Genomic DNA, 25,283 nt, shown 5'->3' on the forward strand with positions numbered 1-25,283 from the left:
CCATGCTTCTGAGTTTTGACCTGCACGGCCAACTCGGTCAATTCCAGTTCAACGCCAAGTGCGATCTGCAGATGGAGGGGATCACCGGCCTGTTCGGCCCTTCCGGCGTCGGCAAAACCACCCTGCTCAGGGCCATTGCCGGCCTCAACCGGGAACTCAACGGCCGCATCGAACTGGATGGCCGGGTGCTGCAGGACAGCGACAAGGGGATCTTCCTGCCCCCGGAACAGCGCCGTATCGGCATGGTGTTCCAGGACAGCCGTCTGTTCCCCCACCTGACGGTGCGGGGCAACCTGGAGCTGGCCAAGAGCCAGGCCAAGGACAAGGTGATTCCCCTGCAGAAGGTGATCGACGGCTGTGGCATCCGCGATCTGATGGACAAACACGCCCCCTCGCTCTCCGCGGGTCAGCGGCAGCGGGTGGCCATCGCCCGTGCCCTGATGGCGGCTCCGAAGATCCTGCTGCTGGATGAACCCCTGGCCGCCCTGGATTTCGCCAGCCGCCAGCATCTGATGGGCTTTCTCAACGACAGCGCCACCCCCTTCCCCATGGTCTACATCAGCCACTCGGTCTCAGAAACCCTGAGCCTGTGCGATCCGCTGATCCTGATGGGGCATGGCTGCATCGATGCCGTCGGCCCCACAGACGAAGTGGGACAACGCCTGCCCAAGCGTCGTGGTCACGCCGAGGTGGCCCACTATGACCCCGAAACCCGCCAGGTCACCCTGACCCTGGCCGAGCACGCTCCGGAGCTGGAAGCGGGCCAGGTGGTGGGCCTGGTGTCTGAACCCCGCTGGCTGCGCAGCGGCGGAAACTGATCAATCCAGGTGGGTCAGCTCGCCGCAAAGGCTGACCCAGGGGTGCATCCTCGCCTCATAGACGCTGACCCCGGGGGCGGGAAACTCGCTGTCGGCGAAGGCACCCACCGGCACCACCACCATGTCGTCCAGCCCTTCCAGCCTCAGGGTCACCGTGGAGCCACAGCGGGGACAGAAACCGCATCGCACCCCATTACCGCTGTCCCCCTGCCGTTCATAGATGGCCGCCTGGCCATGCTGCACCACCTGACTCTCGAGGAACCTGGCCTGTGCCCCAAACACACTGCCGGTGCGACGCTGACAGGCCCGGCAATGACACACCGACACCCGTTGCGGCTCACCGCCCACCTTTAACGTCAACTGGCCGCAACTGCAGCTGGCTTCCCTAGTCATGACTCTCCTCCACTCTGTCTCCCTGGGCCGACGGACTGGAGATCACCAGAAACCGTACCGGCTCACAGGAGCGGTTTTCAAATCGATGGTGTACGCCCGGCGCCACCTCGTACCCCTGCCCGGCCAGCAGCGTCACCGGCTCCCCCGCCACCACCAGGGTCGCCTCCCCCGCCAGCAGATAGAAGAACTGGCGGGCGGTCTGATGATAATGCCCCACCTCTGCGCCTCCCGCAGGCACCTCCTCCTCGATGACGCTCAGCTGCGAGCTGCGCGCCAGGTGCCAGCCCTGGCAGCCTTTGCCCCAGAGGTAGTGCTCCGCATTGTCGCGACACATCACCTTGCTCATCCCACACATCCTCCGTACACTGCCGCCATCTGTCGTAAATGCCTCGCCGATGATGATTCCAGTTCTCTGCCAACACCCACACTTTGTGGTGATCAATAAGCCCGAAGGGGTGCACTTCCACAGCCAGGATGGCCAACCCGGACTGGTGGTACAGCTGGAAGCGCAGCTTGGGCAGAAGCTCTACCCGGTCCACAGGCTGGACACCCCCACCTCCGGCGTCTTGCTGCTGGCCCGCTCATCCGAGGCCGCCGCCGAGCTCAGCCAAGCCTTTGCCGAACATAGCATGGAAAAGCGATACCTGGCCCTGTCGGACAGCAAGCCCAAGAAGAAGCAGGGGTGGGTCAAGGGGCACATCGTCAAGGCCAGACGCGGTGCCTGGAAGTTGGCCCGGCAGGGGGAAGGAGGTCAGGCCAGTACCCAGTTTGTCAGTACCGGCCTCGGCGAAGGCATGCGTCTCTATCTGCTGCGGCCCCTGAGCGGCAAGACCCATCAGATTCGCGTCACCCTCAAGAGCCTGGGTGCGCCAATTCTGGGCGACCGACTCTACGGAGGCAGCAGTTCGGATCGCACCTACCTCCACGCCCTGAGCCTGACGTTCACGTTTCGCACAGAGCAGCACCACTTCGTCGGACTGCCCGAGCGGGGAGAGCACTATCTGTCATCCCAGGTACAGGATGCAGTTCGCCTGTGGCTGGCACACCCTCCGCTGTAAATGGCGTTATACTGAAAACATGAATAACGCTAAGGAAAACTGATGGATAAAGACAAACTCCTCCTCAGCCTCATCGCCATCCTGCTGCCGCCGGTGGCGGTATTCCTGCACAAAGGGATGGGCGGTCCCCTGCTGATCAATATCCTGCTGTGCCTGTTGTTCTACCTCCCCGGCATCCTCCACGCCCTGTGGGTGGTCAACCGCGGCTAATCACCGCAGGGGAGAATCAAAAAAGAGGGCCAGTTGGCCCTCTTTTTGACTGACGTGTCTGCTTAACCGCAGACGCTGCAGCCGGGCATCTTGGGTACCTTCATCTCCCGGAACTGCATGGTCATGGCGTCCACCATCAGCATCCGGCCGTGCAACGGCTTGCCCATGCCGGAGATCTGCTTGATCGCCTCGGTGGCCTGAATGCTGGAGATCAGCCCCACCACAGGAGAGAGGATGCCACTCTCCACGCAGCTGAGCTGCTGGTCACCGAACATGGCAGAGAAGCAGTGGTAACAGGGCTGGTCCTCGGCGTAGTTGAGCACGGTCACCAGGCCTTCCATGCGGATGGCGGCCCCGGAGACCAGGGGCACCTTGGCCCCGAAGCAGACCCGGTTCAGCTGGTTGCGGGTATCCAGGTTGTCGGTACAGTCCAGCACCAGGGTATGGTCCGCCACCTGAGCGGTCAGGGCCTCATCCTCCAGTCGCCTGGTGATCACTGTCACCTCGACATTGGGGTTGAGTTCGGCAATGGCGGCTTTGGCGGACTCCGCCTTGTTCATGCCGACGCGGGCGTCGGTGTGCAGGATCTGACGCTGCAGGTTGTGGCTCTCCACCTCATCGAAGTCCACCAGGGTCAGTTGGCCAATGCCGGCGGCGGCCAGATACTGAGCGGCGCCGCAGCCCAGACCACCGACACCGATCACCAGGACCCGCGCCTGCTTCAGCGCTTCCTGGCCGTCGATGTCAAACGCCGGAATGACGATCTGACGGTTGTAACGCATCAGCTCCTTATCGGACAGAATCTCCATTACAGACCTCCCAGAACCTGGTTGAAGGGTTCCACGGTCACCTGAACACCGGGCTCCTGACCGCCGGCATCTTTGGGCAGGACGATAAAACAGTTGGCGCGGCTCATGGAGGTGGTCATGTCTGACCCCTGAGCTCCGGTGGTGGCCACCTCCAGCTGTCCCAGTTCATTGCGACTGAGCACCCCACGCTGATACTCCTGACGACCCGGCTTCTTGCGAATGGCGTTGGTCAGGGTGGCACTCAGGGTCAGAGGCTGATGGCGCTGCTCACCGCCCAGGTGTTTGAAGAAGGGCTGCACCAGCTGATAACAGGTCACCATGGAGGAGACCGGGTTACCGGGCAGTCCGCAGAACCAGGAGTTGGGCAGCTTGCCAAAGGCGAAGGGTTTGCCCGGCTTGATCGCCAGCTTCCAGAAGTTGATGCTGCCCATCTCGTCCAGCACCACCTTGATGTAATCCGCCTCACCGACGGAGACGCCGCCGGAGGTGACCACCACATCCGCCAGTTCATCGCCGCGTCTAAAGGCGTCACGCACCAGCTCAAGATCATCCGGGATCACCCCCAGGTCGATCACCTCGGCGCCCATCTCGGTCAGCATGGTACGCAGGGCGTGACGGTTGGAGTCGTAGATTTGACCCGCTTCAAGGGGCTGGCCCGGAGGCACCAGCTCATCACCGGTGGAGAACAGCGCCACCTGGATGGGTTTGTGCACCCTGATCTTGCCATGGCCGGCTGTGGCCAGCACGCCGATCTCGGCGGCGCCCACCCGGGTGCCGGCACTCAGGACCTTCTGTCCCTGGGTCAGTTCACTGCCCCGGTGACGAACGAAGAAGCCCGGAGACACCTCCACATTGAAGCTGACGCTGTCACCGTCGGCGTTGGCCTCCTCCTGCATGATGATGGCGTCCATCTGCGGCGGCAGCGGCGCCCCTGTCATGATGCGCACGCAGGCGCCGGCGGGAATCTCGCCGTCGAAGGGGATGCCGGCAAAGGCTTTGCCGGCAATGGCCAGGGGCTGACCCTTCACCACCTCAGCGGCGCGAACGGCGTAGCCGTCCATGGAGGAGTTATCGAACGCGGGCAGATCGATCAGGGAGCAGATATCCTCCGCCAACACCCGGCCTACCGCCTCTTCCAGAGCCACCTCTTCCACCCGGTTCAGGGGAGCGCAGGCGGCGTACATCTTTTCCAGTGCCTCGGCCGGAAGCATCAGCCCCGGCTGGCTGCAACAGTCCTGCTGTGCCATCATCTTGCCTCTTGAGCCATAGTGGCGACCATTATGCCATCGGGCCCCAGATAAACCTATTGATCCAGTCGGGTATAATCACCTGCGCTGATGCAAAAATGTGCGACCATCGGCGTGAAAACCCTCAGCCATGGCCTTGTATTTTGCCGCCGCCCAGATATAATCTGCGCCCCCCGGTCAAAGGCCGGGCATTTCACAATTTCCCGGGTTCCCTCACCCCGCTTACCAAAAAGGTACACTCGATGTTGCAACTGACCCCTGCGCAGGTTAAACGCGCCCTGATCATTTTGATCGGCTTCCATATTGTGGTGATCACTGCCAGTAACTACCTGGTTCAGCTCCCCTTTCAGATCTTTGAACGACACACCACCTGGGGCGCGTTCAGCTTTCCCTTCGTCTATCTGGCCACGGATCTGACCGTCCGCATCTTCGGCGCGGCCCCGGCGCGGCGTATCATCTTTGGGGCGATGATCCCGGCCCTGCTGGCCTCCTACCTGGTATCGGTGCTGTTCTTCGAGGGCCAGTTCCAGGGCGCCAAGGGGTTACAGGAGTTCAACACCTTCGTCGGCCGCATCGCCTTTGCCAGCTTTGCCGCCTACCTCTTTGGCCAGTTGATGGACATCAAGGTGTTTGCCCGGCTGCGCCAGATGAAGGCTTGGTGGGTGGCCCCGGCGGCTTCCACCATTTTTGGGAACCTGATCGATACCCTGGTGTTCTTTTCAGTGGCATTCTATGCCAGCTCAAACCCCTTTATGGCAGAACACTGGCCGGAGATCGCCAGCGTGGATTATGGCTTCAAGCTGCTGATCAGCCTTGGACTCTTCCTGCCCGCCTATGGCCTTCTGCTGAGATTCCTGTCGGACCGCATCCTGATGTCGTCCGCCACTACTGAGAGACACTTTGCCTGATGACACCGCGGCATTTCACTGAATCACTGAAACAGCTGGGCCTGGACTGGCTCACCACCCATCAGAGCGATGCCGCTCATGATCTGGACCATATCCTCCGGGTCTACACCACCGCCGGACGCCTGGGCCAGCAGGAGGGCGCCAACCCGGACATCCTGCTGCCCGCCGCCCTGCTGCACGACTGTGTCAGCATCGACAAGCGGGATCCCCGTCGCAGCCAGGCCTCGACCCTGAGCGCCGATGCGGCGGTGGCCTGGCTGGCACAGCATGACTACCCCGCCGAACTGCTGGGTGCCATCCACCATGCCATCGCCAGCCACAGCTGGAGCGCCGGGCTGGAGACCAACACCCTGGAAGCCCGGGTGCTGCAGGACGCCGACAGGCTGGATGCCCTGGGCGCCATCGGCACCGCCCGTTGCCTGATGCTGGGTGGCCAGTGGCAAAGTACCCTCTATCACGGCGACGACCCCTTTGCCGATTCCAGAGAGTATGACGACAAGACCTACTGCCTGGACCACTTCTACGTTAAGCTTCAGCACCTGGCCGGTCAGCTGAAAACCGATGCCGGACGCCAGGAAGGCGAGCGTCGCTGGCGCTGGATGGAAGGCTTTATCCAACAACTGCAATCTGAATTACCTGAGTGAGAGATCCTATGAACTGGCGTGAAGGCACAATTGATGAAGTGATGGCTCTGGTGGAGCAGGTCCCCGAGTTGGATACTCCCTACCCCAGAGAGGAGTATGAGCAGCGTCTGGGTACTGTCACCCACCTGATTCAGATCGCCGAGGTGGAAGGCAAGGCCGCTGGCTTTAAGGTGGGCTATGCCCTGGATGAGCAACAGTTCTACTCCTGGCTGGGCGCGGTACTGCCCCAGTTCCGTGGTCAGGGTGTTGCCAAGACCCTGCTGAGGGCGCAGGAAAGCTGGGCCAAAGAACAGGGCTTTAAGCAGATCAACGTGAAGAGCCGAAATCGCTATCCGGAGATGCTGCGCATGCTGCTGGGCAAGGGCTACCACCTGGTGGATATGCAGAAGGCCAGCGACACTCCTCTGGACTACCGCATCCTTCTGGAAAAAAGTTTATAAAAAAGTGTTCAATACACTTGCAATGCAAATGAGAATGGTTATTATTTAACTGCGTTCCAACTTTAGCCCCCTGATAGTTAGGGTGGTTGTTTTAGCTCACAGCATTGCTCACACGGTATTAGGCCGGCAACTCAGTTGCCGGCCAATTTTTTTGCCCCAGGTCTTAAGGGGCTTAGTCACAGAGCTCAATCACCCGAGACACCAGGGCACGAATCCCCGTGGCGGCCTCGGGCAGGCTCTTGGCGAGCATGTAAGCCGGTGTGGTCACCACCTTGTGGTGCTCGTCCACATGGATCTCCTCCACCGCACACTCCCTATGATCGCCTCCCATGGCATTGAACGCGGCCGCGGTGTCATGATCGCTGCCTATGGTGCCCTGTACCCCGTCGCCATAGATGCGCGGCAGCATCATCGGCGCAATGCAAAGATAACCACAGGGCTTACCCGCCTGAGCAAACGCCAGGGCCACCGCCATCACATCATCGCTGACCTGGCACTCACTGCCGGACAGGGCAAAGTCACACAGATTTTTGGCGGCCCCGAAGCCTCCGGGCACCACCAGGGCATCGTAATCCGCCGCATGGAGATCGCTCAGGGGCAGCACCTCTCCCCGGGCAATGCGCGCGGCCTCAACCAGGCAGTTGCGACTCTCCTGTTCCGCCACCTCGCCGGTGAGATGGTTCACCACATGCAGTTGAGGCCTGTCAGGAGCAAAGCACTGATAAGACGCTCCCTTCTCCTGAATTGCCAGCAAGGCCAGGACAGATTCGTGTATCTCCGAGCCATCAAACACACCACAGCCACTTAGCAGTACCGCAATCCTCTTCATGGTTTCTTTCCTTATTACTCATGAGACTAAAAATTTAATTTTATATAGCCAAATATTGCAAAGTTGTTAACGACGATCTCTATACACGGCGATTTTTTGTGCTAACTTAATCACCCAGATGTCGGATGGCATTGCCGCTGTTACTTACGCCCTCCAGTGTATCCTCCGCTAAACCTGTTTCGAATAGCAATATCCACAATACGAGTTTTGTGGGATCTTTGGCCAGGATCGCCAAAGATCATTCATGTAACCAATTGATTTTATTGATCTAGCACCAAGTCCTTGATCTTGATCGAATTTTAATGCGATCCCGCGCATTCTGCAGAAACACACAGAGTTATCCACATCTCTGTGCGTCCTTATATCCTGTGGACAACTCTGTGGAAAATCACCTTCACCCTAGCGAATTCCGGGCACTCGTGGCATGCTTAGCCATCACTTTCAACAGTAAAACATCCACATGGCCCAGCTTCCCGAAAATCCCCTGATCCTCGTCGACGGCTCCTCCTACCTTTACCGTGCCTACCATGCGCCACCACACCTGACCAACTCCAAGGGGGAACCCACAGGAGCGGTCTACGGCGTAGTGAACATGCTGCGCAGCCTGATCCGTCAATTCAACCCCAGCCACATGGTGGTGGTGTTCGATGCCAAGGGTAAAACCTTCCGGGATGACCTCTACCCCGACTATAAGGCACACCGCCCCCCCATGCCCGATGACCTGCGCAGTCAGATTCAGCCTGTGCATGAGATCATCCGCGCCATGGGACTGCCTCTGCTGGTGGTGGAGGGGGTGGAAGCCGACGACGTGATCGGCACCCTGGCTATGCAGGCGGAAAAGGCGGGTCACAAAGTGGTGATCAGCACCGGCGACAAGGATATGGCCCAGCTGGTGACCGACAACATCACCCTGATCAACACCATGACCGACACCGTGATGGACCCGGAAGGGGTGGTGAATAAGTTCGGTGTGGGGCCTGAGCTGATCATCGACCTGCTGGCGATGATGGGAGACAAGGTGGACAACATCCCGGGGCTGCCCGGTGTGGGTGAGAAGACCGCCCTGGCGATGCTGCAGGGGATCGGCGGCCTGGATGCCATCTATGGCGATCCCGATGCGGTGGCGACACTGGGCTTCCGCGGCGCCAAAACCATGCCCAAGAAGCTGCGCGACAACGAGAAGGAAGCCTTCCTCAGCTACCAGCTGGCGACCATTAAGCTGGACGTTCCCCTGAACCAGGAGATGGCCGATCTCAAGGTGATCGCCCCGGACCGCGACGCCCTGGTGAAACTCTATGGTGAGATGGAGTTCCGTCGCTGGCTCGCGGAAGTGCTGGACGGCGATAAGTCAGACACTGCCGAGGAGGCGGACACCACCAAAGCCAGCGAATTCGAGCATGAAACCATCCTGACCCAGGGACAATTGGACCAGTGGCTGGACAAGCTTCAGACGGCAGAGCTGTTCGCCCTGGATACCGAGACCACCTCCCTCAACTATATGGAGGCGGAGCTGGTGGGCCTGAGCTTTGCGGTGGACACCAAGCTGGGGGCCTACCTGCCTCTGGCCCACGACTACGAAGGCGCCCCGCAGCAACTGGACAGAGACGAGGTGCTGGCCAGGTTCAAGCCTCTGCTGGAAGACGCTTCCCGCAAGAAGGTGGGTCAGAACCTCAAGTACGACATGTCTGTGCTGGCCCGTTACGGCATCAGGCTGGAGGGGGTGGAGTTTGACACCATGCTGGAGTCCTACTGCTTCAACTCCACCGCCGGCAAGCACAACATGGACGACCTGGCCCTCAAATATCTGAGCCACAAGACGGTTCACTTCGAGGACATCGCAGGCAAAGGGGCCAAGCAGAAGACCTTCAACCAGATCCCCCTGGAGGAGGCCGCCCCCTACGCCGCCGAGGATGCGGTGATTACCCTGCAACTGCACCAGCATCTGCTGCCGAGGCTTCAGGAGCTTGAGGGCTGCCACAAGGTGTTCCGCGACATCGAGATGCCCCTGGTGCCCATCCTCTCCAGCATCGAACGCCAGGGCGTGCTGCTGGATACGGATCTGCTGCATCAGCAATCCACCGAAATCGCCAATGTGCTCGACGCCCTGGAACAGCAGGCCCACGACCTGGCCGGGGAGAGCTTCAACCTCTCCTCCACCAAACAGCTTCAGCAAATTCTGTTTGAGAAACTGGGCTACCCGGTGCTGAAGAAGACCCCCAAGGGCGCCCCCTCCACCGCCGAAGAGGTGCTGCAGGACCTGGCCCTGGATTACGAGCTGCCCAAACTGATTCTGGAGCATCGCAGCCTGGCCAAGCTGAAGAGCACCTACACCGACAAACTGCCTTTGCTGGTCCAACCCAGTGGCCGGGTGCACACCTCCTATCATCAGGCGGTGACCGCCACCGGACGCCTCTCCAGCTCCGATCCCAACCTGCAGAACATCCCCATCCGCAGCGAACAGGGGCGACGCATTCGCCAGGCCTTTATCGCACCGGAGGGCTACAAGCTGCTGGCCATCGACTACTCCCAGATTGAACTGAGGATCATGGCCCACCTCTCCCAGGACAGGGGACTGCTGGACGCCTTTGCCCAGGGCAAAGACGTGCACCGGGCCACCGCCGCCGAGGTGTTTGGGGTTGGCTTCGATGAGGTCACCACCGAGCAGCGCCGTCGGGCCAAGGCGGTGAACTTCGGCCTGATCTACGGCATGTCCGCCTTCGGGCTGGCCAAGCAACTGCACATCCCCAGAGGGGAAGCCCAGCAGTACATCGACATCTACTTCGAGCGTTACCCCGGGGTGAAGCGCTACATGGAAGACACCCGCAAACAGGCCCACGACGATCAGTATGTGGAGACCCTGTTTGGCCGCCGCCTGCACCTGCCGGACATCAACGCCCGCAACAAGATGCGCCAGCAGGCCGCAGAGCGCACCGCCATCAACGCCCCCATGCAGGGCAGTGCCGCCGACATCATCAAGCGGGCGATGATCAGCGTGTCCGACTACCTGACCAGACAGGACAAGGATGAGATCCGCATGTTGATGCAGGTACACGATGAACTGGTGTTTGAAGTGAAGCAGGAGCACGCCGACGACCACAGCCAGGCGCTGTGTGAGCTGATGGCCGGCGCCGCTCAGCTGGATGTGCCGCTGATTGCCGAAGCCGGCATCGGCGACAACTGGGATCAGGCCCACTAAGAGAAGCGACGATTTCCAGGTCACTCAGATGGGAGCCTTGTGCTCCCCTTGTTTTTGCCCTTGGGGTGTAAGTGAACTTTCATCACAGGGGCCCGACTCAACCACAAAGAACCCCGCCATTAGATCTGACGGATCCACTCCCAGGATCGCCAACTGGATCGCAGATCACATTTTGACGACTTATTGCGGTAAGGCACCGACCAGGTAAACGAATGGATAATGAGACTTTATGTAGTTATTGGATCAAAAAGCGTGGAATGTGGAGATTTTTGTCGATCAAGATCACAAAATTTCTCTTCCGGGACTGAATTCGCTTTTATAAAGCAACCTGGTTGGCTATGCTTTCGTCTGTAGGGTACAGAGGTAAGATGTTCTATCTTAACAAACCTTATTCGATCGCTCCCAGCGATCAGCCAAAATTTATGGCGCCCCGGTGACACTTGTCACCGGGGTTTTTTCTTTTCTATGTCTGAAAACTTTCACCAAATTCCGACACTCACTGTACACTTTTTGCACACCCAAATTAGAGCAAATGCTTTAGTTTTTGTTGTTTAAAGGTTATGATGAGCTCATAGGGTCGTCCCCCGGAATCCGAGTCCGGGCGACTCTCGTCTTGTTATCGTTGAAAAAGCTTCTCCCCAATTGAGCTTTTTACACGCCGGTGATGGTTATTCGTCGCCGGCTTTTTCTTTTTTGGGGCCCATAAAAAAGACGCCCCGTGGGCGCCTTCATTGCAAGTGATCGACCCTTACTCGGCCACCACCTCATCCTGGGGGTCCAGCCAACGACCGATATGGGCAATGGCTTCTCCGCGGCCGGTTCCTTTCAGTGACGAGAACAGTTGCACCTTTATCTCACCACCAAACTCCTCCAGGGCAGACTTTACGTCTCTCAGGGTTTTCTGCTTGACCGCCTGCTTCAGCTTATCCGCCTTGGTCAGCAGCACCAGCACCGGCAACTCTGCGGCCACGGACCAGCGGATCATGTTAGCGTCCAGGTCCTTCAGTGGGTGACGGCAATCCATCATCACCACCACCCCGCGCAGACAGCGACGCTTCTCAAGATACTCAGCCAGGGCCTTCTGCCACTTCTTCTTCATCTCCAGGGGGACCTGGGCAAAACCGTAGCCGGGCAGATCCACCAGACGGCGGTCATCCCCGACCTCAAACAGGTTGATCATCTGGGTACGACCCGGGGTCTTGGAGGTCTTAGCCAAACCTTTCTGATCGGTCATGGTATTGAGGGCAGAGGATTTTCCCGCATTAGAGCGGCCTGCAAACGCAACCTCGATCCCGGTATCTGGCGGCAGAAAGCTGATGTCAGGGGCGCTGAGCATGTACTTGGCGCTGCGAAAATCGATGGCGGTATCGCTCACTTAGGATCTCCATTGGTGTTTTACAGGGTTGCTCTGGGTCACATTACGCCAAATTTTTAGATCTAACGACAAATTAGTGTAAAATGCGTCCTGCGAGCCTCCCCAATAGTCTATCACGGGGCGAGGCTGGACAGGGAAAGAACGAGCCACGCAAATATAAGTTGGAACACCATGAAAAAATTAGCACTAACACTTTCTGTGCTCGCCGCTTTCAGCGGTACTGTTCAGGCCCAGGGAGATGAAGCCAAAGGGCAGCAAGTTGCCACCACCACCTGTCTCGCCTGCCACGGCATGGACGGGAACAGCATGGTCCCCATGTACCCCAAACTGGCTGGCCAGCATCAGGGTTATCTGCTCAAGCAGCTGAAAGAGTTCAAACAGGGCGCCATGAGCGGCGGTAAAGAGGGTCGAAACGATCCCATTATGGCCGGTATGGTCATGACCCTGAATGAGGAGCAGATGGCGGATGTCTCCGCTTTCTACGCTTCCCAGACCATCTCCGCAGGCGCCCAGGTGGATGCAGAGACCCAGGCCAAGGGCGAAAAACTCTACATGGGTGGTGATGCCCAGCGTCAGATCACCGCCTGTGCTGCCTGCCACGGTCCTAAAGGGGAAGGGATGAACCTGGCCGGCTACCCCAGCCTGGCGGGTCAGCACCCGGACTACATCAAGGCCCAATTGGAAAAATTCCGCAGTGGCGCCCGCGCCAACGACCTCAACGGCATGATGACCGGCGTGGCCAAGAACCTGCGTGACGAAGACATCAGCCTGCTGAGCCAGTACATCTCCAGCCTGAAATAGGCCGGAATGGAATACTCGGAGTAAAGGGCGAGCCAGTGGCTCGCCTTTTTAACATCTGCGATTCATGGACCTGGATCACAGAAGGCGCATCCCATCTGAATGATTCTTCTTGTAAGAGATTTGCCATTGCGACATTGAGAGATTTAAGTCTTTTTCACTGCTGAATCTCCCTCAAAACCAATACCATCAAGCAATTGCGCTGTTAACAATCGCGAGCGACGGTAACAAAACCGCAAAAAAAGTTGCGATCCAGCTCAAATTAAGTAGAGTATGGGGCATCCAAAGGAGAGGAACTCGGTGGCCGGAGTGTTACCGAAAAAAAAGGGACAACACCCAAGGAGATGGGTGGTGGAACGGAAACTCTTCAGGAGGAAACGAGCCGGAGAGCTCGAGCAGAAGGACCAGCATCTAAGTTCAACATGGATGGTTATATTACGTCAGGAAGATGCTTGTCATCTGGACGATGACATTAGCCTTGTTAAGGAAAACCTTCAGGAAGAAGAATAAAGCGCCAGGATAGGCCGAAAACGAAAAAAGCCGCACGGAAGCAGTAAAAAGAAGACGGATCTAGACCGGGAAAGTCACATCGCAGGTAAGGATTGCCTGAATACCCGAATGAGTGAGTGTCTTAAGACACCCCATTACCTGGCAGCAGAGGAGACTCTGCTGCCATTTTTATTTCCCGCCCCCCCAGGTTCCCAGCAACAAGTGTTCCACTTATAATGGGCCGGTGATCCTACGCGAACCCTGCGTCGCCGGCTCCGCCATAGAATATCAACCCGCCCCAGTGGCTCCTTCGAGGTTTCGGGACCCCTATGCACTGCCCCCTCTGTCAGCACCATCAGACTCAGCACTATCATCAGGACAAGAAACGTCACTACTTCCAGTGCGCCAGGTGTGAACTGGTGTTTGCCGATCCCAATGCTCTGCTGCCCCCCTCGGCAGAGAAGCATCAGTACGATCAGCATCAGAATGACCCTGCAGACCAGGGGTACCGCCGCTTCCTCTCCCGGGTGGCACAGCCGCTGATGCAGAGGCTGGCGCCTGGTAGCCAGGGGCTGGACTTCGGTTGTGGTCCGGGCCCCACCCTGTCGCTGATGCTGGAGGAAGCGGGACACTCCGTGGCCCTCTATGACCCCTATTTCCACCCGGACAGGGCGCCATTGAGAAGCCACTACGACTTTGTCACCTGCACCGAGGCCATTGAACATTTCTACCGGCCCGGGCGGGAATGGCAATTGCTGCTGGAGCTGGTACGTCCTGGCGGCACCCTGGCGCTGATGACCAAACTGGTCAAGGACAGACAGGCGTTTGCCAACTGGCACTACAAGAACGACCCCACCCATGTCAGCTTTTTCAGCCGCACCACCTTCGAGTTCCTGGCCCAAAGGGACGACCTGACGGTGGAATTTATTGGTAATGACGTCGTACTGCTGCAAAAAGCGGCATAATCTGGTATAACCTGCCGCCCACTCTGGAGGCAAACGATGACGAGACAGAAGAAATCCCGCAAGATTAATGTTCACGGACCCCGGCAGCAGACCCGCACCGAAAAGGGAAGCGGTCACGAAGGCAAACGCCGGAACGCCAAGGGCAAGGCCGCTGGCTCTCGCCAGAACGAAGGCTCTGCCAAGTCCAGACTGCGGGCGGATCGGCCTCAGGACACCCTGGATCCGCGGCTGGGCAGCAAGAAGCCCATCTCTCTGGTCGCCCCCCAGAACGAGGCACCGGTGGCCAAGCCCCTCTCTCCGGAGCAGGAGCTGGAGAAACTGGAGAACCTGCCACGGCTCAACGACCTGCTGGACCGGCTGGATCAGGATGAGGTGCTCAGCGCCGAGGATCAGCAGTGGCTGGACGCCAAGCTGGACAGAATCGAACAGTTGATGACCCAGCTGGGCATCGAACTGGAGGAGGCCCAGGAGCAGCAGGCTGCCCCCCAGCCGGAGCAGGATCTGATGAGCCGCTTCGAGTCCGGCAGTGAGCTGCTGGACGACTACAAAGAGTAATCCCCAGGGGCCCGGCAAACACCGGGCCCTTTTGCCTTTGCCGGCCCTGTCGCCGCGGCCCAGCCTGACCTAACCTAACTCTGTGGTCCAGCTCACGTTCCTGAGCTCAGGCAGGGAACCTATGGCCCGCACCGTTGTTTATAAAGCATCACGCCCAACACAGCCTTATCGGCCAGACCAGCCCCCCGGGGTGAATTTGGGTCACGGATCAAAGGCAAGGCGCTTAAAAGTGTGCATAATGCACATTAAATAATGCTCCCGTTGAGTCATCGGAACGCAACCAGACCTCGGGAAGCCGCAATATCATCGGCTCACCCATGCCGCAGGAGAGAATGCAGTGCAGGATAAGATTAGCTGGAACCAGGCCCTGATCGAGAAGTATAACTACAGCGGCCCCCGTTACACCTCATACCCCACCGCAGTGGAGTTCCATAAGGACTACACCGACCAGCACCTGCGGGAAGCGATTCAGGATTCGGACAAGCGCAACCTGTCCCTCTACATCCATGTGCCCTTCTGCCATAAGCTCTGCTACTACTGCGGCTGCAACAAGATCATCACCCGTCACGCCCACAAGGCGGATCAGTACCTGGACTACCTGGAACGTGAGATCAACGCCCGCGCCCCCCTGTTCAAAGAGTACAACGTAACCCAGATGCACTGGGGCGGTGGCACCCCCACCTTCCTCAACCACGAGCAGATCCGTCGTCTGGTCAAGCTGCTGAAGGAGAAGTTCAACTTCGCCGATGAGGGTGAGTTCGCCATCGAGGTGGATCCCCGCGAAATTGAACTGGACACCCTGGAAGTACTGAAGGAGGTGGGCTTCAACCGCATCTCCGTGGGTGTGCAGGACTTCAACAAAGAGGTGCAGGTGGCGGTCAACCGCGAGCAGGATGAGCAGTTCATCTTCGACCTGATCGAGCACGCCCGTAAGCTGGGCTTTACCTCCACCAACATCGACCTGATCTACGGCCTGCCCCATCAGACCCCAGAGAGCTTTGCCAAGACTCTGGAGCGGGTAAAAGATCTGGACCCGGATCGCCTGAGCGTCTTCAACTACGCCCACCTGCCTCATCGCTTCGCCGCCCAGCGCAAGCTGAAAGAGGAGGATATGCCGACTCCCCATCAGAAACTGAAGCTCCTGGAAAACACCATCAACACCCTGATGGGCTACGGCTACCAGTTCATCGGCATGGATCACTTCGCCAAGCCCGAAGATGAGCTGGCCCGCCTGCAGAACGCCGGCCAGCTGCACCGCAACTTCCAGGGCTACACCACCCAGCCCGACGCCGACCTGCTGGGTCTGGGCGCCTCCGCCATCTCCAACATCGGCAAGGCCTACGCCCAGAACGCCGTGGACCTGAAAGACTACTACGAGGCGATGGACGCCAACGAGCACGCCATGATCAAAGGCTGCGGCCTTGAGACCGATGACTTTATCCGCCGCGAAGTGATCAAGCAGCTGATCTGCCACTTCCAGCTGGATAAGGGCGCCATCGAGAAGCAGTGGAACATCGACTTCAACCAGTACTTCGAAGAGGACCAGAAGCTGCTCAAGCCCTTCATCGAAGACGATCTGGTGCGCATGAGCGACGACCGCATCGAAGTGACCGGTCAGGGCCGCCTGCTGATCCGCAACATCTGCATGTGCTTTGACCGCTACCTGCGCGACAAGGCCCGCCAGCAGCAGTTCTCCCGGGTGATCTGATCATCCGCAGATGAAAAAGGGTCGCCTCGGCGACCCTTTTTTGTGGCTGTCTGTCAGCGACTCAGCTTCTTCTGCAGCAGCGCTCGGCGATCGCTGTCGGAGATAAAGGCCAGCTCGGCGCCATTTTGCTGAACGGTGCGCAGCTGGGCCTCACTCAGACCGATGCGCTCTCTGGCCATCTGGTACTCGAAGGGGATGGAGTTGGCGGACACGCCGGGGTCGTCGGTATTCAGACACACCTTCAGCCCCTGCTCCACAAAGGTGCGGATGGGGTGCGCCTGGTAATCGGCCACCGAGTTGGCGTGGACATTGGAGGTGGGGCAGGACTCGATGCCAATCCCCTTCTCCTTGAGAAACGCCAGCAGGCGAGGATCTTGTGGCGCCGTGGTGGCATGCCCCAGACGGGTGGCCCCCAGCTCGGTCACCGCCTGCCAGATGGAGGACGGCGGACCGGGCTCACCGGCGTGGATGGTGACATTGAGGTAGGCATCCCGTACCCGTTTGAAGTGATCCACGAACAGGTCCCCGGGGAACCCCTCCTCATCACCCGCCAGATCGCAGGCAACGAACTGCTCTTTCCGGCTGAGGATGGCATCCAGCTCCCGGTGACAGGCTTGTGGGCCGTCGCCGCGGCAGAGGATGCCGATGAGGTTGATCATGATGCCGCTGTCCCGGGCACCGCGGGCCACCCCATCGATCACCGCTTCCACTACCCCCTCCAGAGGCAAGCCGTGGGGACCGGCCATGTAGGCGGGAGAGAACCTCAACTCGCCGTAATCCACCCCATTGGCGGCCAGATCCAGGGCATTCTCATAGGCCACCCGGTTCACCGCATCCAGATCCCCCAGCACCGCCACCTGATAATCCAGCTTGGCCAGCAACGCCTCCACCGAGGGACAGCGGTCAATCACCTGCAGGTAGGGGCGCAGCGCGTCCATCTCATAGGCGGGCAGGGTCACATTGAACTGACGGGCCAGATCCAGCACGGTTTCGGGACGCACCGATCCATCGAGGTGACGATGCAGGTCGGTCAGGAGTATGCCTTGATCAATCATGGGTCTCTCTTTTTGGTAAAGGGATGTTATTTGCCAACAACAAACCCGGAGAATCTGTATAAAATTGGGGCGCCGTTTATGACGGTTTAAGAATAATTAAAAACTGATTGCCAACATAGGGACAGGATCATGAAAAACTGGCTTATCGGTGCCCTGCTGGTGCTGACCGGCTGCGCCGCCACCCAGCCCCCCAGTGCCGACGACAGAGTCATCGACCTGATGGATCAGGCCTGGCAGCAACAGCTGGCACGCTCTCCGCAGATGGCCGCGCACTTTGGCGATGCCGATGCCCTGGCCAGGCTGGACGATCACAGCCCCCAGGCGCTGAAGAGCGCCTATGACGCCAACCAGGCCCTGCTGACTCAGGCCCGGAGCATCGACACCGACGCCCTTGGCGATGAGGGCCGAATCAACCTGTCTATCCTGATGGGGATCCTGGAAAACCGCAGCGACAGCTATCGCTTCCACGAATACCTGATGCCCCTGACCGCCGAGGGGGGCTTTCACAATGAGGTGGCCGGCATCGCCGCCGGCCTGAGCCTAAGCACCCCCCAACAGGCCCAGGCCTATCTGTCCCGGCTGGCGGCCCTGCCTGAGCTGTTCCAGCAGCAGATCCACTGGATGCGCGAAGGGGTGCGGCTCGGCTACACCCAGCCCCAGGTGGTGCTTGCGGGGTTTGAAAGCTCCATCCAAGCCTACCTGCCCGATGACGCCAAACAGAGCCTCTACTATCAGCCCTTCACCACCCTGCCCGAGGACCTGGCAGACGCTGAGGCCCTCAAGCGCGCCGGCCTCAAAGCGGTCCAGGAGCAGGTGCTGCCCGCCTACCGTGATTACCTGACCTTCTTTGTTGAAGAGTACCGGCCCGGGGCCCGCACCAGCATCGCCGCCGGCGAGCTGCCGGAGGGCGACGCCTACTACGCCAACCGGGTGAATCACTTCATCACCCTGCCGATGACCCCGGACGAGGTGCATCAGTTGGGGTTGGAAGAGGTGGCCCGCATTCGCGCCGAAATGGAGGCGATCATTGAGGCGCTGGCGTTCGAGGGGGACTTTGCCGACTTCCTGGCCTTCCTGCGCACAGACCCGCGCTTCTATGCGGAAACCCCGGAGCAGCTGCTGCGGGAAGCGGCCTGGCTGGCCAAGAGGGCCGATGCCATGCTGCCGCAGTTCTTCGGCAAGCTGCCGCGCACCCCCTACGGGGTGATGGCGGTACCGGCGGAGATCGCCCCCAAGTACACCACGGGCCGCTACTCCGGCCCCAGCGGCGATCATCAGCCAGGCTACTACTGGGTCAATACCTACGCCCTGGACAAGCGCCCCCTCTATGCCCTGCCCGCCCTCACCCTGCATGAAGCGGTGCCTGGCCACCACTTGCAGATCTCCCTGACCCGGGAGCTGGGGGAGGTGCATCCCCTGCGCCGCTACCACTACATCAGCGCCTTCGGCGAGGGCTGGGGCCTGTACTCGGAGAAGCTGGGGGTGGAAGCGGGCTACTATGAGGACGCCTACGCCGACTTTGGCCGTCTCAGCTACGAGATGTGGCGCGCCTGTCGCCTGGTGGTGGACACCGGCATCCACGCCAAGGGCTGGAGCCGCCAGCAGGCCATCGATTTTATGGCCAACAATACCGCCCTCTCCCTGCACAACGTCACCACCGAGGTGGACAGATACATCTCCTGGCCGGGACAGGCCCTCTCCTACAAGATGGGCGAGTTGACCCTGTGGCGCTTGCGTCATGAGGCACAGCAGACACTGGGGGACAGGTTCGACATCCGCAGTTTCCACGACGCCGTCCTGGCCAACGGCTCGGTGCCCCTGGCAGAACTAGAGCGCATAGTGCGTCAGTGGATCAGCAGCCAGCAAGGCTAAAACAACAAGAGGTGCCCCAGGGCACCTCTTGAGTTTCACGGCCTACCTCAGCGTATCCAGCCACTGATGTATGGCGGTCGCCACCGCCTGCGGTCGCTCCATGGGCAGCAGATGGCCACACTCCGGCAGCTCGACGCGGCTGGCCTCGGGGCAGAGGCGGCCGATGCGCGCCCAACTCCCCGGGGTCACCGTGTCACTGTTGGCGCCGCGAATGATCAAAGTCGGCACCTTGAGCCTGCCCAGCCTGGGCCAGATCCAGGGGGCGGTCTGATAGATGTGCGCTTCCCACTCGCGACTGTACCTCAGTGCCACCCCCTGCTCATTGGGTTCGAAGGCCGCATGGATGTAATCGGTGAGCGCCTCATCGTCCATGCCGGCGAACACCCGCTTGCCCCGGTGAAACTGGAAGGCGCCCTGGTGGTCATCGAACTGATGGGGGCGACGCAGGGTCTTGGCCACCAGAGGCTGCTTCACCTTGAAGCGTTTGGGCATCAGCCGCATGGGGGCCACCCAGCGGGTGGGCAGAAACACCGGATCCAGCATGATCAGCCCCGCCACCTTGTGCGGACAACGCATCGCCGCCAGGCAACTGACCACCGCCCCCATGGAGTGGCCCGCCAGCAATCTGGGTTCGGACTGGCTCTCCAGCCAATGGGCCAGCTCCTCGGCCATGTGCCACCAGATGTCACTGGCCGCCTCATCCACCGGGGTGGTCAGGGGCTTGAGCAGGGGCGCCTCCACCGCCGCCCCCCAGGCCTGAAACAGCTGACGGTAGGTGGCCGGGGGAAAGCCATTGGCATGGCTGAAAACCAGGGTGGGGCTCCCCTGGCCAAAGTGTTCAAACTTCAAGAGATCTCTCCGTGAGATACCCATCTGATGGGCGGTCCTACCAGAGTATCAACATGCCCTGTTGGATACTATAGTGACTCAGATGGGGGTACACTGACGTTTCCCCCACAAGGAGATGCAAGAGATTATGGATAAACACACCCAGACCGAAATTGAAGCCGCCACCTTCCGCCGCCTGCTCAGCCACCTGGACAACCACAAGGAGGTGCAGAACATCGAGCTGATGATCCTGGCGGATTTCTGCCGCAACTGCCTGGCCAAATGGTACATGGCGGAAGCCAAGGAGCGCGGAGAAGAGGTGGATTACGATCAGGCCAGAGAGGTGGTCTACGGCGAGTCCTACGACAGCTGGAAGACCAAGTATCAGAAGCCCGCCACTGCCGAGCAGTTGGCCGCCTTTGAAGCCCGGCAACAGGCCAAGGCTTCCCAATAACCGTTGATGCCACTATGCTACGCAGCTTTCTGTTTCTTTTGGGACTTGTTATGACTCAACCGGCTCTGGCGCACCCCTCCCTGTGGCAACAAGCCAAGCAGGGAGCCTTCACCGGCGTCGACGGCCTGACACTGCGCTATGCCCACCTGACTCCAGAAAGCCCGAAGGGCACCGTGGTGATCGCCAGCGGTCGCACCGAGGGATACCTCAAGTATGAGACCCTGGTCAGGGATCTGCTGCAGGCTGGCCTGGAGATCTACATCTGGGACCACAGGGGCCAGGGTTTCTCCGACCGGCTTACCGACAACCCGTTTCTGGGTCATGTTCAGCGTTTCGACGACTATGTGGAGGACATGCACACCTTCCTCACTCAGGTGGTGCAACCCTCCGGGCCCAAGAAGCTCTATCTGGTGGCCCACTCCATGGGCGGTGCCGTCGGTACCCTCTACATGCTGCGCCACCCGGAGACCTTCGACGCCGCGGTGTTCTTCGCCCCCATGTACGGCATCAACCTCCCTGGCCCCCGCTGGGCCCTGGAGCCTGTGGTCTCCGCCCTGGCCTGGTGGAACCGCAGCCAGGGGACCCCTGGCTACATCCCAGGCGGCACCGACTACCAGCCAGTGCCCTTCGAAGAGAATGAGATGACCCAGGATGCTGACCGCTACCAGGCGCTGCTGGAATTGCATCAGCAGGTGCCCCAGCTACAGCTGGGCTCTCCCAGTAATCACTGGCTGATGGAATCCTTCCAGGCCATGGACCGGATCCTGGATCAGGTGGACAAGCTGCGCACCCCCACCATGGTGATGCAGGCCGGTGCCGACACCGTGGTGGACAACCAGGTGATGGCCCAGGCGGTGGCCAACAGCCCGGCCCTGAAGATGCTCACCCTGCCCAATGCCCGTCACGAGTTGGTGGCCGAGATCCCGGCGATCCGCGATCAGGTGATGGACGCCCTGACCCAATGGCTGGATCAGCACTAACCTGTGCCGAACCACCACGAAAAAGGCGCCCACTGGGGCGCCTTTTTGTTCCTGGCCTCGCAGCTAGCTCAGCACCTCTTCCAGGGCGCCCAGGCACAGGGTGACGTTCTCTTCTCGAGCGGCGTACCCCATCAGGCCGATGCGCCACGCCTTGCCAGCGAGATCCCCCAGACCGGCACCGATCTCCAGGTTGAACCGGTTCAGCAACTGGCTGCGCACCTCGGCATCGTTCACCCCCTGGGGGATGTAGACGGCGTTCAGCTGAGGCAGGCGATGGGCCTCCTCCACCACGAAGCTCAGGCCCAGCTTCTCCAGTCCTGCCTTAAGTTTCTGATGCATGCTGGCATGGCGGGCCCAGGCGTTCTCCAGCCCCTCTTCGTGCAGCAGGCGCAGGGATTCATGCAGGGCATAGAGGCTGTTCACCGGGGCGGTGTGGTGGTAGCTGCGCTTACCGGTGCCGCTCCAATAGCCCATCACCAGAGTCTGGTCCAGGAACCAGCTGGGCACCGGAGTTTGGCGGGCTTCCAACTTGGCCACCGCCCTGGGAGAGAAGGAGACCGGAGAGATGCCGGGGACACAGGAGAGGCACTTCTGGCTGCCTGAGTAGATGGCGTCAATGCCCCACTCGTCCACCCGCAGTTCAACCCCACCCAGGGAGGTCACCGCATCGACGATGGAGAGGCAGTCGTGCGCCCGGGCCAGGGCACACAGCGCCTTGGCGTCGGACAGGGCGCCGGTGGAGGTCTCGGCGTGAACGAAGGCGAGGAACTTGGCGTCGGGGTGAGCCTTGAGGGCCGCTTCCACCTTGTCGATGCTCACCGGGGTGCCCCAGGCATCGTCCACCACCACGGCTTCACCGCCCAGGCGCTCAACGTTCTGACGCATCCGCTCACCAAACACCCCGTTGCGGCAGACGATCACCTTCTCACCGGGCTCCATCAGGTTGACGAAGCAGGTCTCCATGCCGGCACTGCCCGGCGCCGACACGGCAATGGTGAAGGGGTTTTCGGTCTGGAAGGCGTACTGCAACAGCGCCTTTACCTCATCCATCATGGCGATGAAGCTGGGATCCAGGTGGCCCACTGTGGGCTTACCCAGGGCCTGCAGCACCTGAGGATGAACATCGGAGGGACCGGGGCCCATCAGGGTCCGGGACGGCGGGTTGAACGGCTTGAACGACATGGCGACCTTCCTGCAAATTGGCCTGAGTGAAAAAGAATATCCCAAGTTAGCACGGTTTAACTGGGGCTGGGTATAGGACCAAAGCAATTGGGCGTTTTAAACGCTCATCCATAAAAAAGGCTGCCCGGAGGCAGCCAGTGACGTCAGGAAACGGGGTCTCTTAGAAGCTGTAGGTGGCGTTGATCCCCACATGAGTGCCGGGCTGGGTAAACCTGTCCATGTTGGTTCGGCCAGCCTCGATGCTGGACACGTCGTCCCAGCGGGTGTACTTCTTGTCCAGCAGGTTGAATACCCCGCCACGAATCACAAAAGCCTCGGAGACGTTGTAGTAGGCGGTCAGGTCCAGCACCCCATAGCCGGCGGTGGTATAAGGGGTGACCGGGCTACCGGTGCGGTCCGATGGTGGGTCGATGTCGGACTCATCCTTACCCTGAACCAGGGTCCAGTCCAGGGTGCCGCCCCAGATGCCGTCCGCATCGTCATAGGCCAGGCCGATGACGCCGCTCAAGGGACTGATGCTGTTCAGCGGAACGCCCTTGGTGTCGTTTTCACCCTCGGCGTAGGCCACCGACAAGGTCAGGCTCATCCCCTCAGGGGCCCCCATCAATGCATCCAGCCACAACTGGCTCTTGAACTCGGCGCCCTTGATGGTGGCTTCCGAAACGTTGTTGTACTGCAGCAGTCCATAGGGGTAGGCGGGGTTGGAGTAATCCGTGGTTTGTTCGATGAAGTTGTCGTACTGGTTGTAGAACAGCACCAGTTCGGCGGCCCCGAAGCTGCCGGCACCACGCAGCCCCAATTCAAAGGCATCGCTCTCCTCCGGCTCCAGATCCGGGTTGGCCAGCAGGGCATAACCCCGACCGCTGTCCTCGGCGTAGTACATCTCCTTCAGGTCCGGAGAGCGGAACCCCTGGGCGTAGTTGAAGAAGCCGGTGAGGCTGTCGGTGAACTGATACAGGGTGCCCAGGCGCCAGGTGAGCTTGTCGCTCTTGTGGTCTTTGAAATCGTCGCCACCGTGGTAATACTCGTCGATCTGCGGCTTCATCTCGGTGTTGTCGTACCTCAGGCCGGGGATCACCGTCAGTGCCCCGATGCTGATCTCATCCTGCAGGTAGAGGCCGTAAGTGGTGGCCTCGGCCTTGGGCGCATACCGGGCGATGTCGGTGGGACGGTCACTCTCATAGGTGGTGATATTCAGGTTCTCCAGGTCTTCCCGGTTGAAGTCGGCGCCATAGCTGATCTCATGCTTCACCGAGCCGCTCTCCAGGGACTTGGCCAGGTCCAGGGAGAACTGCCAGCTGGTCTCCTGATACTGACGGGACATGGCCCGGTTGGTCTGATAGAAGGAGTACCAGTTGCGGGTCACCTGATCGGACTCACTGTCCTGGTAGTCCAGTTTCCAGCTCAGGGTATCGAAGGCGGCCAGGTTGGCCTGCCAGTCGTGAAACAGGCCAAAACGGCTACGGGTGCTGGTGTCATCCGCCTGCATATTGGCGTAGGTCACCCCGGGGGCGCCGGGCTCGCCATCGTTTTCGGAGAGCAGATCCCCTTCTGTGGTGGAATCAAAATACTCGGCCACCACACCGGCCCGATGATTGCCCTGGCCGGCGTAGATCAGTTTGGCCAACACGTTATTGTTGGTAACGTCCATGGGGTTGGCCTTGGTGCGGTCGTCGCCAATGCCGCCCACACTGCCCTGGGTCTCGGTCTCATGGCCGTCGCGGCGGGTGTAGAGCAACAGGGACTCCCAGTCGCCGCTGCGATTGGCCAGGGTCAGGGTTTCGGAGAAGGTCTGACTGTCGCCCCGGTAGCCTGCCTTGATGGACAGGGCGGTATCGTCCCCGGCCTCAAGATAGTCCGCCGGGTCCTTGGTGGTGAAAGCCACCACCCCGCCGATGGCGTCGCTGCCATAGAGGCTGGAAGCGGGACTCTTGGTCACCTCCACCTGCTTGAGGCTGTCGATGTCGACGAAGTTGCGGCTGGAGCGCATAAACTGGGTGCCGGAGTCGTAGCCGTTGATCTGGTCCACCCCATCGATCATGATCTTCACCCGGTTGCCGCCGATGCCGCGGATGGTGACATCCTGCAGGCCGAAACGGCCATTGCCGCTCACCTCGACCCCAGGCTCATACTTCACCAAGTCGGCGATGTTGTTCATCTGACGATCGTCGATCTGCTGGGCATCCACCACCATCATGGCCGCCGGCACCTCTTCGGCCTTCTGGGCAGAGGTGCGACTGGCGGAGACCACCACGTCATCGAACAGGGTGGCCTTGGCCTCTTCGGCCAGGGTATGGGGAGCAGCGAGGGTGGCCAGGATGGCCAGTGCTGTGGGTGAAGGCTTGAACATGGTATCCGGTCCCTATAATTGAGTTGACTCATTTATTTGAATGCGGATGATAATAATTACTATTTAGATTTGATCAAGTCTTCTACACTGTTTTTTGGCGCGCTTTACAAAAAAGGCCAC

General features: G+C 59.9%; 24 protein-coding genes. 14 read left to right on the top strand and 10 right to left on the bottom strand.

Features of this window, described 5'->3' with window-relative positions:
- Window positions 1-2: 2 nt before the first annotated feature.
- Window positions 3-818 (top strand): ATP-binding cassette domain-containing protein, encoded by an 816-nt coding sequence (locus tag QUE41_RS20430; protein WP_286340792.1) that lies wholly within the window; start codon window positions 3-5, stop codon window positions 816-818.
- Here QUE41_RS20430 and QUE41_RS20435 read toward each other — a convergent pair whose 3' ends face one another.
- Together QUE41_RS20435 and QUE41_RS20440 are read right to left on the bottom strand one after the other, a co-directional pair.
- Window positions 819-1,211 carry a GFA family protein gene (locus tag QUE41_RS20435; protein WP_286340793.1) on the bottom strand — a complete coding sequence of 131 codons (393 nt, stop codon included), beginning with the start codon at window positions 1,209-1,211 and terminating at the stop codon, window positions 819-821.
- Entirely contained in the window at window positions 1,204-1,557 is a 354-nt protein-coding gene (locus QUE41_RS20440) for a cupin domain-containing protein (protein WP_286340794.1), read from the bottom strand. The genes QUE41_RS20435 and QUE41_RS20440 overlap by 8 nt, the downstream gene beginning before the upstream one ends.
- Before the next feature lie 49 nt (window positions 1,558-1,606).
- Between QUE41_RS20440 and QUE41_RS20445 the strand changes: the two genes are divergently transcribed.
- Window positions 1,607-2,269: a TIGR01621 family pseudouridine synthase gene (locus QUE41_RS20445; protein WP_286340795.1), complete on the top strand. Its 663-nt coding sequence runs from the start codon at window positions 1,607-1,609 to the stop codon at window positions 2,267-2,269.
- A 42-nt stretch (window positions 2,270-2,311) separates the two neighbouring features.
- Window positions 2,312-2,479 carry a YqaE/Pmp3 family membrane protein gene (locus QUE41_RS20450; protein WP_286340796.1) on the top strand — a complete coding sequence of 56 codons (168 nt, stop codon included), beginning with the start codon at window positions 2,312-2,314 and terminating at the stop codon, window positions 2,477-2,479.
- Window positions 2,480-2,541: 62 nt separating this feature from the next.
- On the opposite strand, the gene moeB is transcribed toward QUE41_RS20450, so the two are convergent.
- Together moeB and moeA are read right to left on the bottom strand one after the other, a co-directional pair.
- Window positions 2,542-3,288: a molybdopterin-synthase adenylyltransferase MoeB gene (gene moeB / locus QUE41_RS20455; RefSeq protein ID WP_286340797.1), complete on the bottom strand. Its 747-nt coding sequence runs from the start codon at window positions 3,286-3,288 to the stop codon at window positions 2,542-2,544.
- Window positions 3,288-4,538 carry a molybdopterin molybdotransferase MoeA gene (gene moeA / locus QUE41_RS20460; protein WP_286340798.1) on the bottom strand — a complete coding sequence of 417 codons (1,251 nt, stop codon included), beginning with the start codon at window positions 4,536-4,538 and terminating at the stop codon, window positions 3,288-3,290. The genes moeB and moeA overlap by 1 nt, the downstream gene beginning before the upstream one ends.
- A 239-nt stretch (window positions 4,539-4,777) precedes the next feature.
- On the opposite strand from moeA, the gene QUE41_RS20465 reads away from it, so the two are divergent.
- Genes QUE41_RS20465 through QUE41_RS20475 form a run of 3 tightly spaced genes read left to right on the top strand, consistent with a single transcriptional unit; the run spans window position 4,778 to window position 6,527 of the window.
- Window positions 4,778-5,443, top strand: coding sequence for a 7-cyano-7-deazaguanine/7-aminomethyl-7-deazaguanine transporter (locus QUE41_RS20465; protein ID WP_286340799.1), 666 nt, complete (start codon window positions 4,778-4,780; stop codon window positions 5,441-5,443).
- Entirely contained in the window at window positions 5,443-6,087 is a 645-nt protein-coding gene (locus QUE41_RS20470) for an HD domain-containing protein (RefSeq protein ID WP_286340800.1), read from the top strand. Before QUE41_RS20465 ends, QUE41_RS20470 begins: the two co-directional genes overlap by 1 nt.
- An 8-nt stretch (window positions 6,088-6,095) precedes the next feature.
- The gene (locus tag QUE41_RS20475) at window positions 6,096-6,527 is read left to right on the top strand and encodes a GNAT family N-acetyltransferase (protein WP_286340801.1); all 432 of its coding nucleotides are present in this window, start codon (window positions 6,096-6,098) and stop codon (window positions 6,525-6,527) included.
- Window positions 6,528-6,699: 172 nt separating this feature from the next.
- Here QUE41_RS20475 and elbB read toward each other — a convergent pair whose 3' ends face one another.
- On the bottom strand, window positions 6,700-7,356 hold the full coding sequence (elbB, locus tag QUE41_RS20480) for an isoprenoid biosynthesis glyoxalase ElbB (RefSeq protein ID WP_286340802.1): 657 nt from the start codon (window positions 7,354-7,356) through the stop codon (window positions 6,700-6,702).
- A gap of 460 nt (window positions 7,357-7,816) precedes the next feature.
- Between elbB and polA the strand changes: the two genes are divergently transcribed.
- On the top strand, window positions 7,817-10,552 hold the full coding sequence (gene polA, locus QUE41_RS20485) for a DNA polymerase I (protein ID WP_286340803.1): 2,736 nt from the start codon (window positions 7,817-7,819) through the stop codon (window positions 10,550-10,552).
- 748 nt (window positions 10,553-11,300) lie between these two features.
- Here the strand turns inward: polA and yihA are convergent.
- The gene (gene yihA / locus QUE41_RS20490) at window positions 11,301-11,927 is read right to left on the bottom strand and encodes a ribosome biogenesis GTP-binding protein YihA/YsxC (RefSeq protein ID WP_286340804.1); all 627 of its coding nucleotides are present in this window, start codon (window positions 11,925-11,927) and stop codon (window positions 11,301-11,303) included.
- Window positions 11,928-12,098: 171 nt separating this feature from the next.
- Between yihA and QUE41_RS20495 the strand changes: the two genes are divergently transcribed.
- The 4 genes from QUE41_RS20495 (at window position 12,099) to hemN (ending at window position 16,442) form a co-directional block, all read left to right on the top strand.
- Window positions 12,099-12,728 (top strand): c-type cytochrome, encoded by a 630-nt coding sequence (locus tag QUE41_RS20495; protein ID WP_286340805.1) that lies wholly within the window; start codon window positions 12,099-12,101, stop codon window positions 12,726-12,728.
- A gap of 815 nt (window positions 12,729-13,543) precedes the next feature.
- Window positions 13,544-14,179, top strand: a complete 636-nt coding sequence (locus tag QUE41_RS20500) for a class I SAM-dependent methyltransferase (RefSeq protein WP_286340806.1) — start codon at window positions 13,544-13,546, stop codon at window positions 14,177-14,179.
- A gap of 36 nt (window positions 14,180-14,215) precedes the next feature.
- Complete coding sequence (yihI, locus tag QUE41_RS20505; RefSeq protein WP_286340807.1) at window positions 14,216-14,734, top strand: Der GTPase-activating protein YihI; 519 nt, start codon at window positions 14,216-14,218, stop codon at window positions 14,732-14,734.
- 337 nt (window positions 14,735-15,071) lie between these two features.
- Window positions 15,072-16,442 (top strand): oxygen-independent coproporphyrinogen III oxidase, encoded by a 1,371-nt coding sequence (gene hemN / locus QUE41_RS20510; RefSeq protein ID WP_286340808.1) that lies wholly within the window; start codon window positions 15,072-15,074, stop codon window positions 16,440-16,442.
- Between the two features lie 53 nt (window positions 16,443-16,495).
- On the opposite strand, the gene add is transcribed toward hemN, so the two are convergent.
- A complete protein-coding gene (gene add / locus QUE41_RS20515) occupies window positions 16,496-17,497 on the bottom strand; it encodes an adenosine deaminase (protein ID WP_286340809.1) in 1,002 nt (333 codons plus the stop codon).
- 129 nt (window positions 17,498-17,626) lie between these two features.
- Between add and QUE41_RS20520 the strand changes: the two genes are divergently transcribed.
- The gene (locus QUE41_RS20520; protein WP_286340810.1) at window positions 17,627-19,369 is read left to right on the top strand and encodes a DUF885 domain-containing protein; all 1,743 of its coding nucleotides are present in this window, start codon (window positions 17,627-17,629) and stop codon (window positions 19,367-19,369) included.
- A 42-nt stretch (window positions 19,370-19,411) separates the two neighbouring features.
- On the opposite strand, the gene QUE41_RS20525 is transcribed toward QUE41_RS20520, so the two are convergent.
- The gene (locus tag QUE41_RS20525) at window positions 19,412-20,218 is read right to left on the bottom strand and encodes an alpha/beta fold hydrolase (RefSeq protein WP_286340811.1); all 807 of its coding nucleotides are present in this window, start codon (window positions 20,216-20,218) and stop codon (window positions 19,412-19,414) included.
- Window positions 20,219-20,345: 127 nt separating this feature from the next.
- Between QUE41_RS20525 and QUE41_RS20530 the strand changes: the two genes are divergently transcribed.
- On the top strand, window positions 20,346-20,651 hold the full coding sequence (locus QUE41_RS20530; RefSeq protein ID WP_286340812.1) for a DUF1244 domain-containing protein: 306 nt from the start codon (window positions 20,346-20,348) through the stop codon (window positions 20,649-20,651).
- 50 nt (window positions 20,652-20,701) lie between these two features.
- Window positions 20,702-21,631 (top strand): alpha/beta fold hydrolase, encoded by a 930-nt coding sequence (locus QUE41_RS20535; RefSeq protein WP_286340813.1) that lies wholly within the window; start codon window positions 20,702-20,704, stop codon window positions 21,629-21,631.
- Between the two features lie 63 nt (window positions 21,632-21,694).
- On the opposite strand, the gene QUE41_RS20540 is transcribed toward QUE41_RS20535, so the two are convergent.
- Entirely contained in the window at window positions 21,695-22,813 is a 1,119-nt protein-coding gene (locus QUE41_RS20540) for a pyridoxal-phosphate-dependent aminotransferase family protein (protein WP_286340814.1), read from the bottom strand.
- 160 nt (window positions 22,814-22,973) lie between these two features.
- Window positions 22,974-25,163 (bottom strand): TonB-dependent hemoglobin/transferrin/lactoferrin family receptor, encoded by a 2,190-nt coding sequence (locus QUE41_RS20545; RefSeq protein WP_286340815.1) that lies wholly within the window; start codon window positions 25,161-25,163, stop codon window positions 22,974-22,976.
- Window positions 25,164-25,283: the final 120 nt, after the last annotated feature.

It is taken from the genome of Ferrimonas sp. YFM (assembly GCF_030296015.1).
Lineage (GTDB): Bacteria > Pseudomonadota > Gammaproteobacteria > Enterobacterales > Shewanellaceae > Ferrimonas.

Excerpts from the sequence above, each read along its gene's own strand:
- moeA (WP_286340798.1), bottom strand. The coding sequence starts at position 4,538 with ATGATGGCACAGCAGGACTGTTGCAGCCAGCCGGGGCTGATGCTTCCG.
- QUE41_RS20545 (WP_286340815.1), bottom strand. The coding sequence starts at position 25,163 with ATGTTCAAGCCTTCACCCACAGCACTGGCCATCCTGGCCACCCTCGCT.
- QUE41_RS20430 (WP_286340792.1), top strand. The coding sequence starts at position 3 with ATGCTTCTGAGTTTTGACCTGCACGGCCAACTCGGTCAATTCCAGTTC.
- QUE41_RS20535 (WP_286340813.1), top strand. The coding sequence starts at position 20,702 with ATGACTCAACCGGCTCTGGCGCACCCCTCCCTGTGGCAACAAGCCAAG.
- elbB (WP_286340802.1), bottom strand. The coding sequence starts at position 7,356 with ATGAAGAGGATTGCGGTACTGCTAAGTGGCTGTGGTGTGTTTGATGGC.
- QUE41_RS20530 (WP_286340812.1), top strand. The coding sequence starts at position 20,346 with ATGGATAAACACACCCAGACCGAAATTGAAGCCGCCACCTTCCGCCGC.
- QUE41_RS20475 (WP_286340801.1), top strand. The coding sequence starts at position 6,096 with ATGAACTGGCGTGAAGGCACAATTGATGAAGTGATGGCTCTGGTGGAG.
- QUE41_RS20500 (WP_286340806.1), top strand. The coding sequence starts at position 13,544 with ATGCACTGCCCCCTCTGTCAGCACCATCAGACTCAGCACTATCATCAG.
- QUE41_RS20445 (WP_286340795.1), top strand. The coding sequence starts at position 1,607 with ATGATGATTCCAGTTCTCTGCCAACACCCACACTTTGTGGTGATCAAT.
- QUE41_RS20540 (WP_286340814.1), bottom strand. The coding sequence starts at position 22,813 with ATGTCGTTCAAGCCGTTCAACCCGCCGTCCCGGACCCTGATGGGCCCC.
- QUE41_RS20450 (WP_286340796.1), top strand. The coding sequence starts at position 2,312 with ATGGATAAAGACAAACTCCTCCTCAGCCTCATCGCCATCCTGCTGCCG.
- QUE41_RS20520 (WP_286340810.1), top strand. The coding sequence starts at position 17,627 with ATGAAAAACTGGCTTATCGGTGCCCTGCTGGTGCTGACCGGCTGCGCC.
- moeB (WP_286340797.1), bottom strand. The coding sequence starts at position 3,288 with ATGGAGATTCTGTCCGATAAGGAGCTGATGCGTTACAACCGTCAGATC.
- yihI (WP_286340807.1), top strand. The coding sequence starts at position 14,216 with ATGACGAGACAGAAGAAATCCCGCAAGATTAATGTTCACGGACCCCGG.
- add (WP_286340809.1), bottom strand. The coding sequence starts at position 17,497 with ATGATTGATCAAGGCATACTCCTGACCGACCTGCATCGTCACCTCGAT.
- polA (WP_286340803.1), top strand. The coding sequence starts at position 7,817 with ATGGCCCAGCTTCCCGAAAATCCCCTGATCCTCGTCGACGGCTCCTCC.
- QUE41_RS20465 (WP_286340799.1), top strand. The coding sequence starts at position 4,778 with ATGTTGCAACTGACCCCTGCGCAGGTTAAACGCGCCCTGATCATTTTG.
- QUE41_RS20435 (WP_286340793.1), bottom strand. The coding sequence starts at position 1,211 with ATGACTAGGGAAGCCAGCTGCAGTTGCGGCCAGTTGACGTTAAAGGTG.
- QUE41_RS20470 (WP_286340800.1), top strand. The coding sequence starts at position 5,443 with ATGACACCGCGGCATTTCACTGAATCACTGAAACAGCTGGGCCTGGAC.
- QUE41_RS20495 (WP_286340805.1), top strand. The coding sequence starts at position 12,099 with ATGAAAAAATTAGCACTAACACTTTCTGTGCTCGCCGCTTTCAGCGGT.
- QUE41_RS20440 (WP_286340794.1), bottom strand. The coding sequence starts at position 1,557 with ATGAGCAAGGTGATGTGTCGCGACAATGCGGAGCACTACCTCTGGGGC.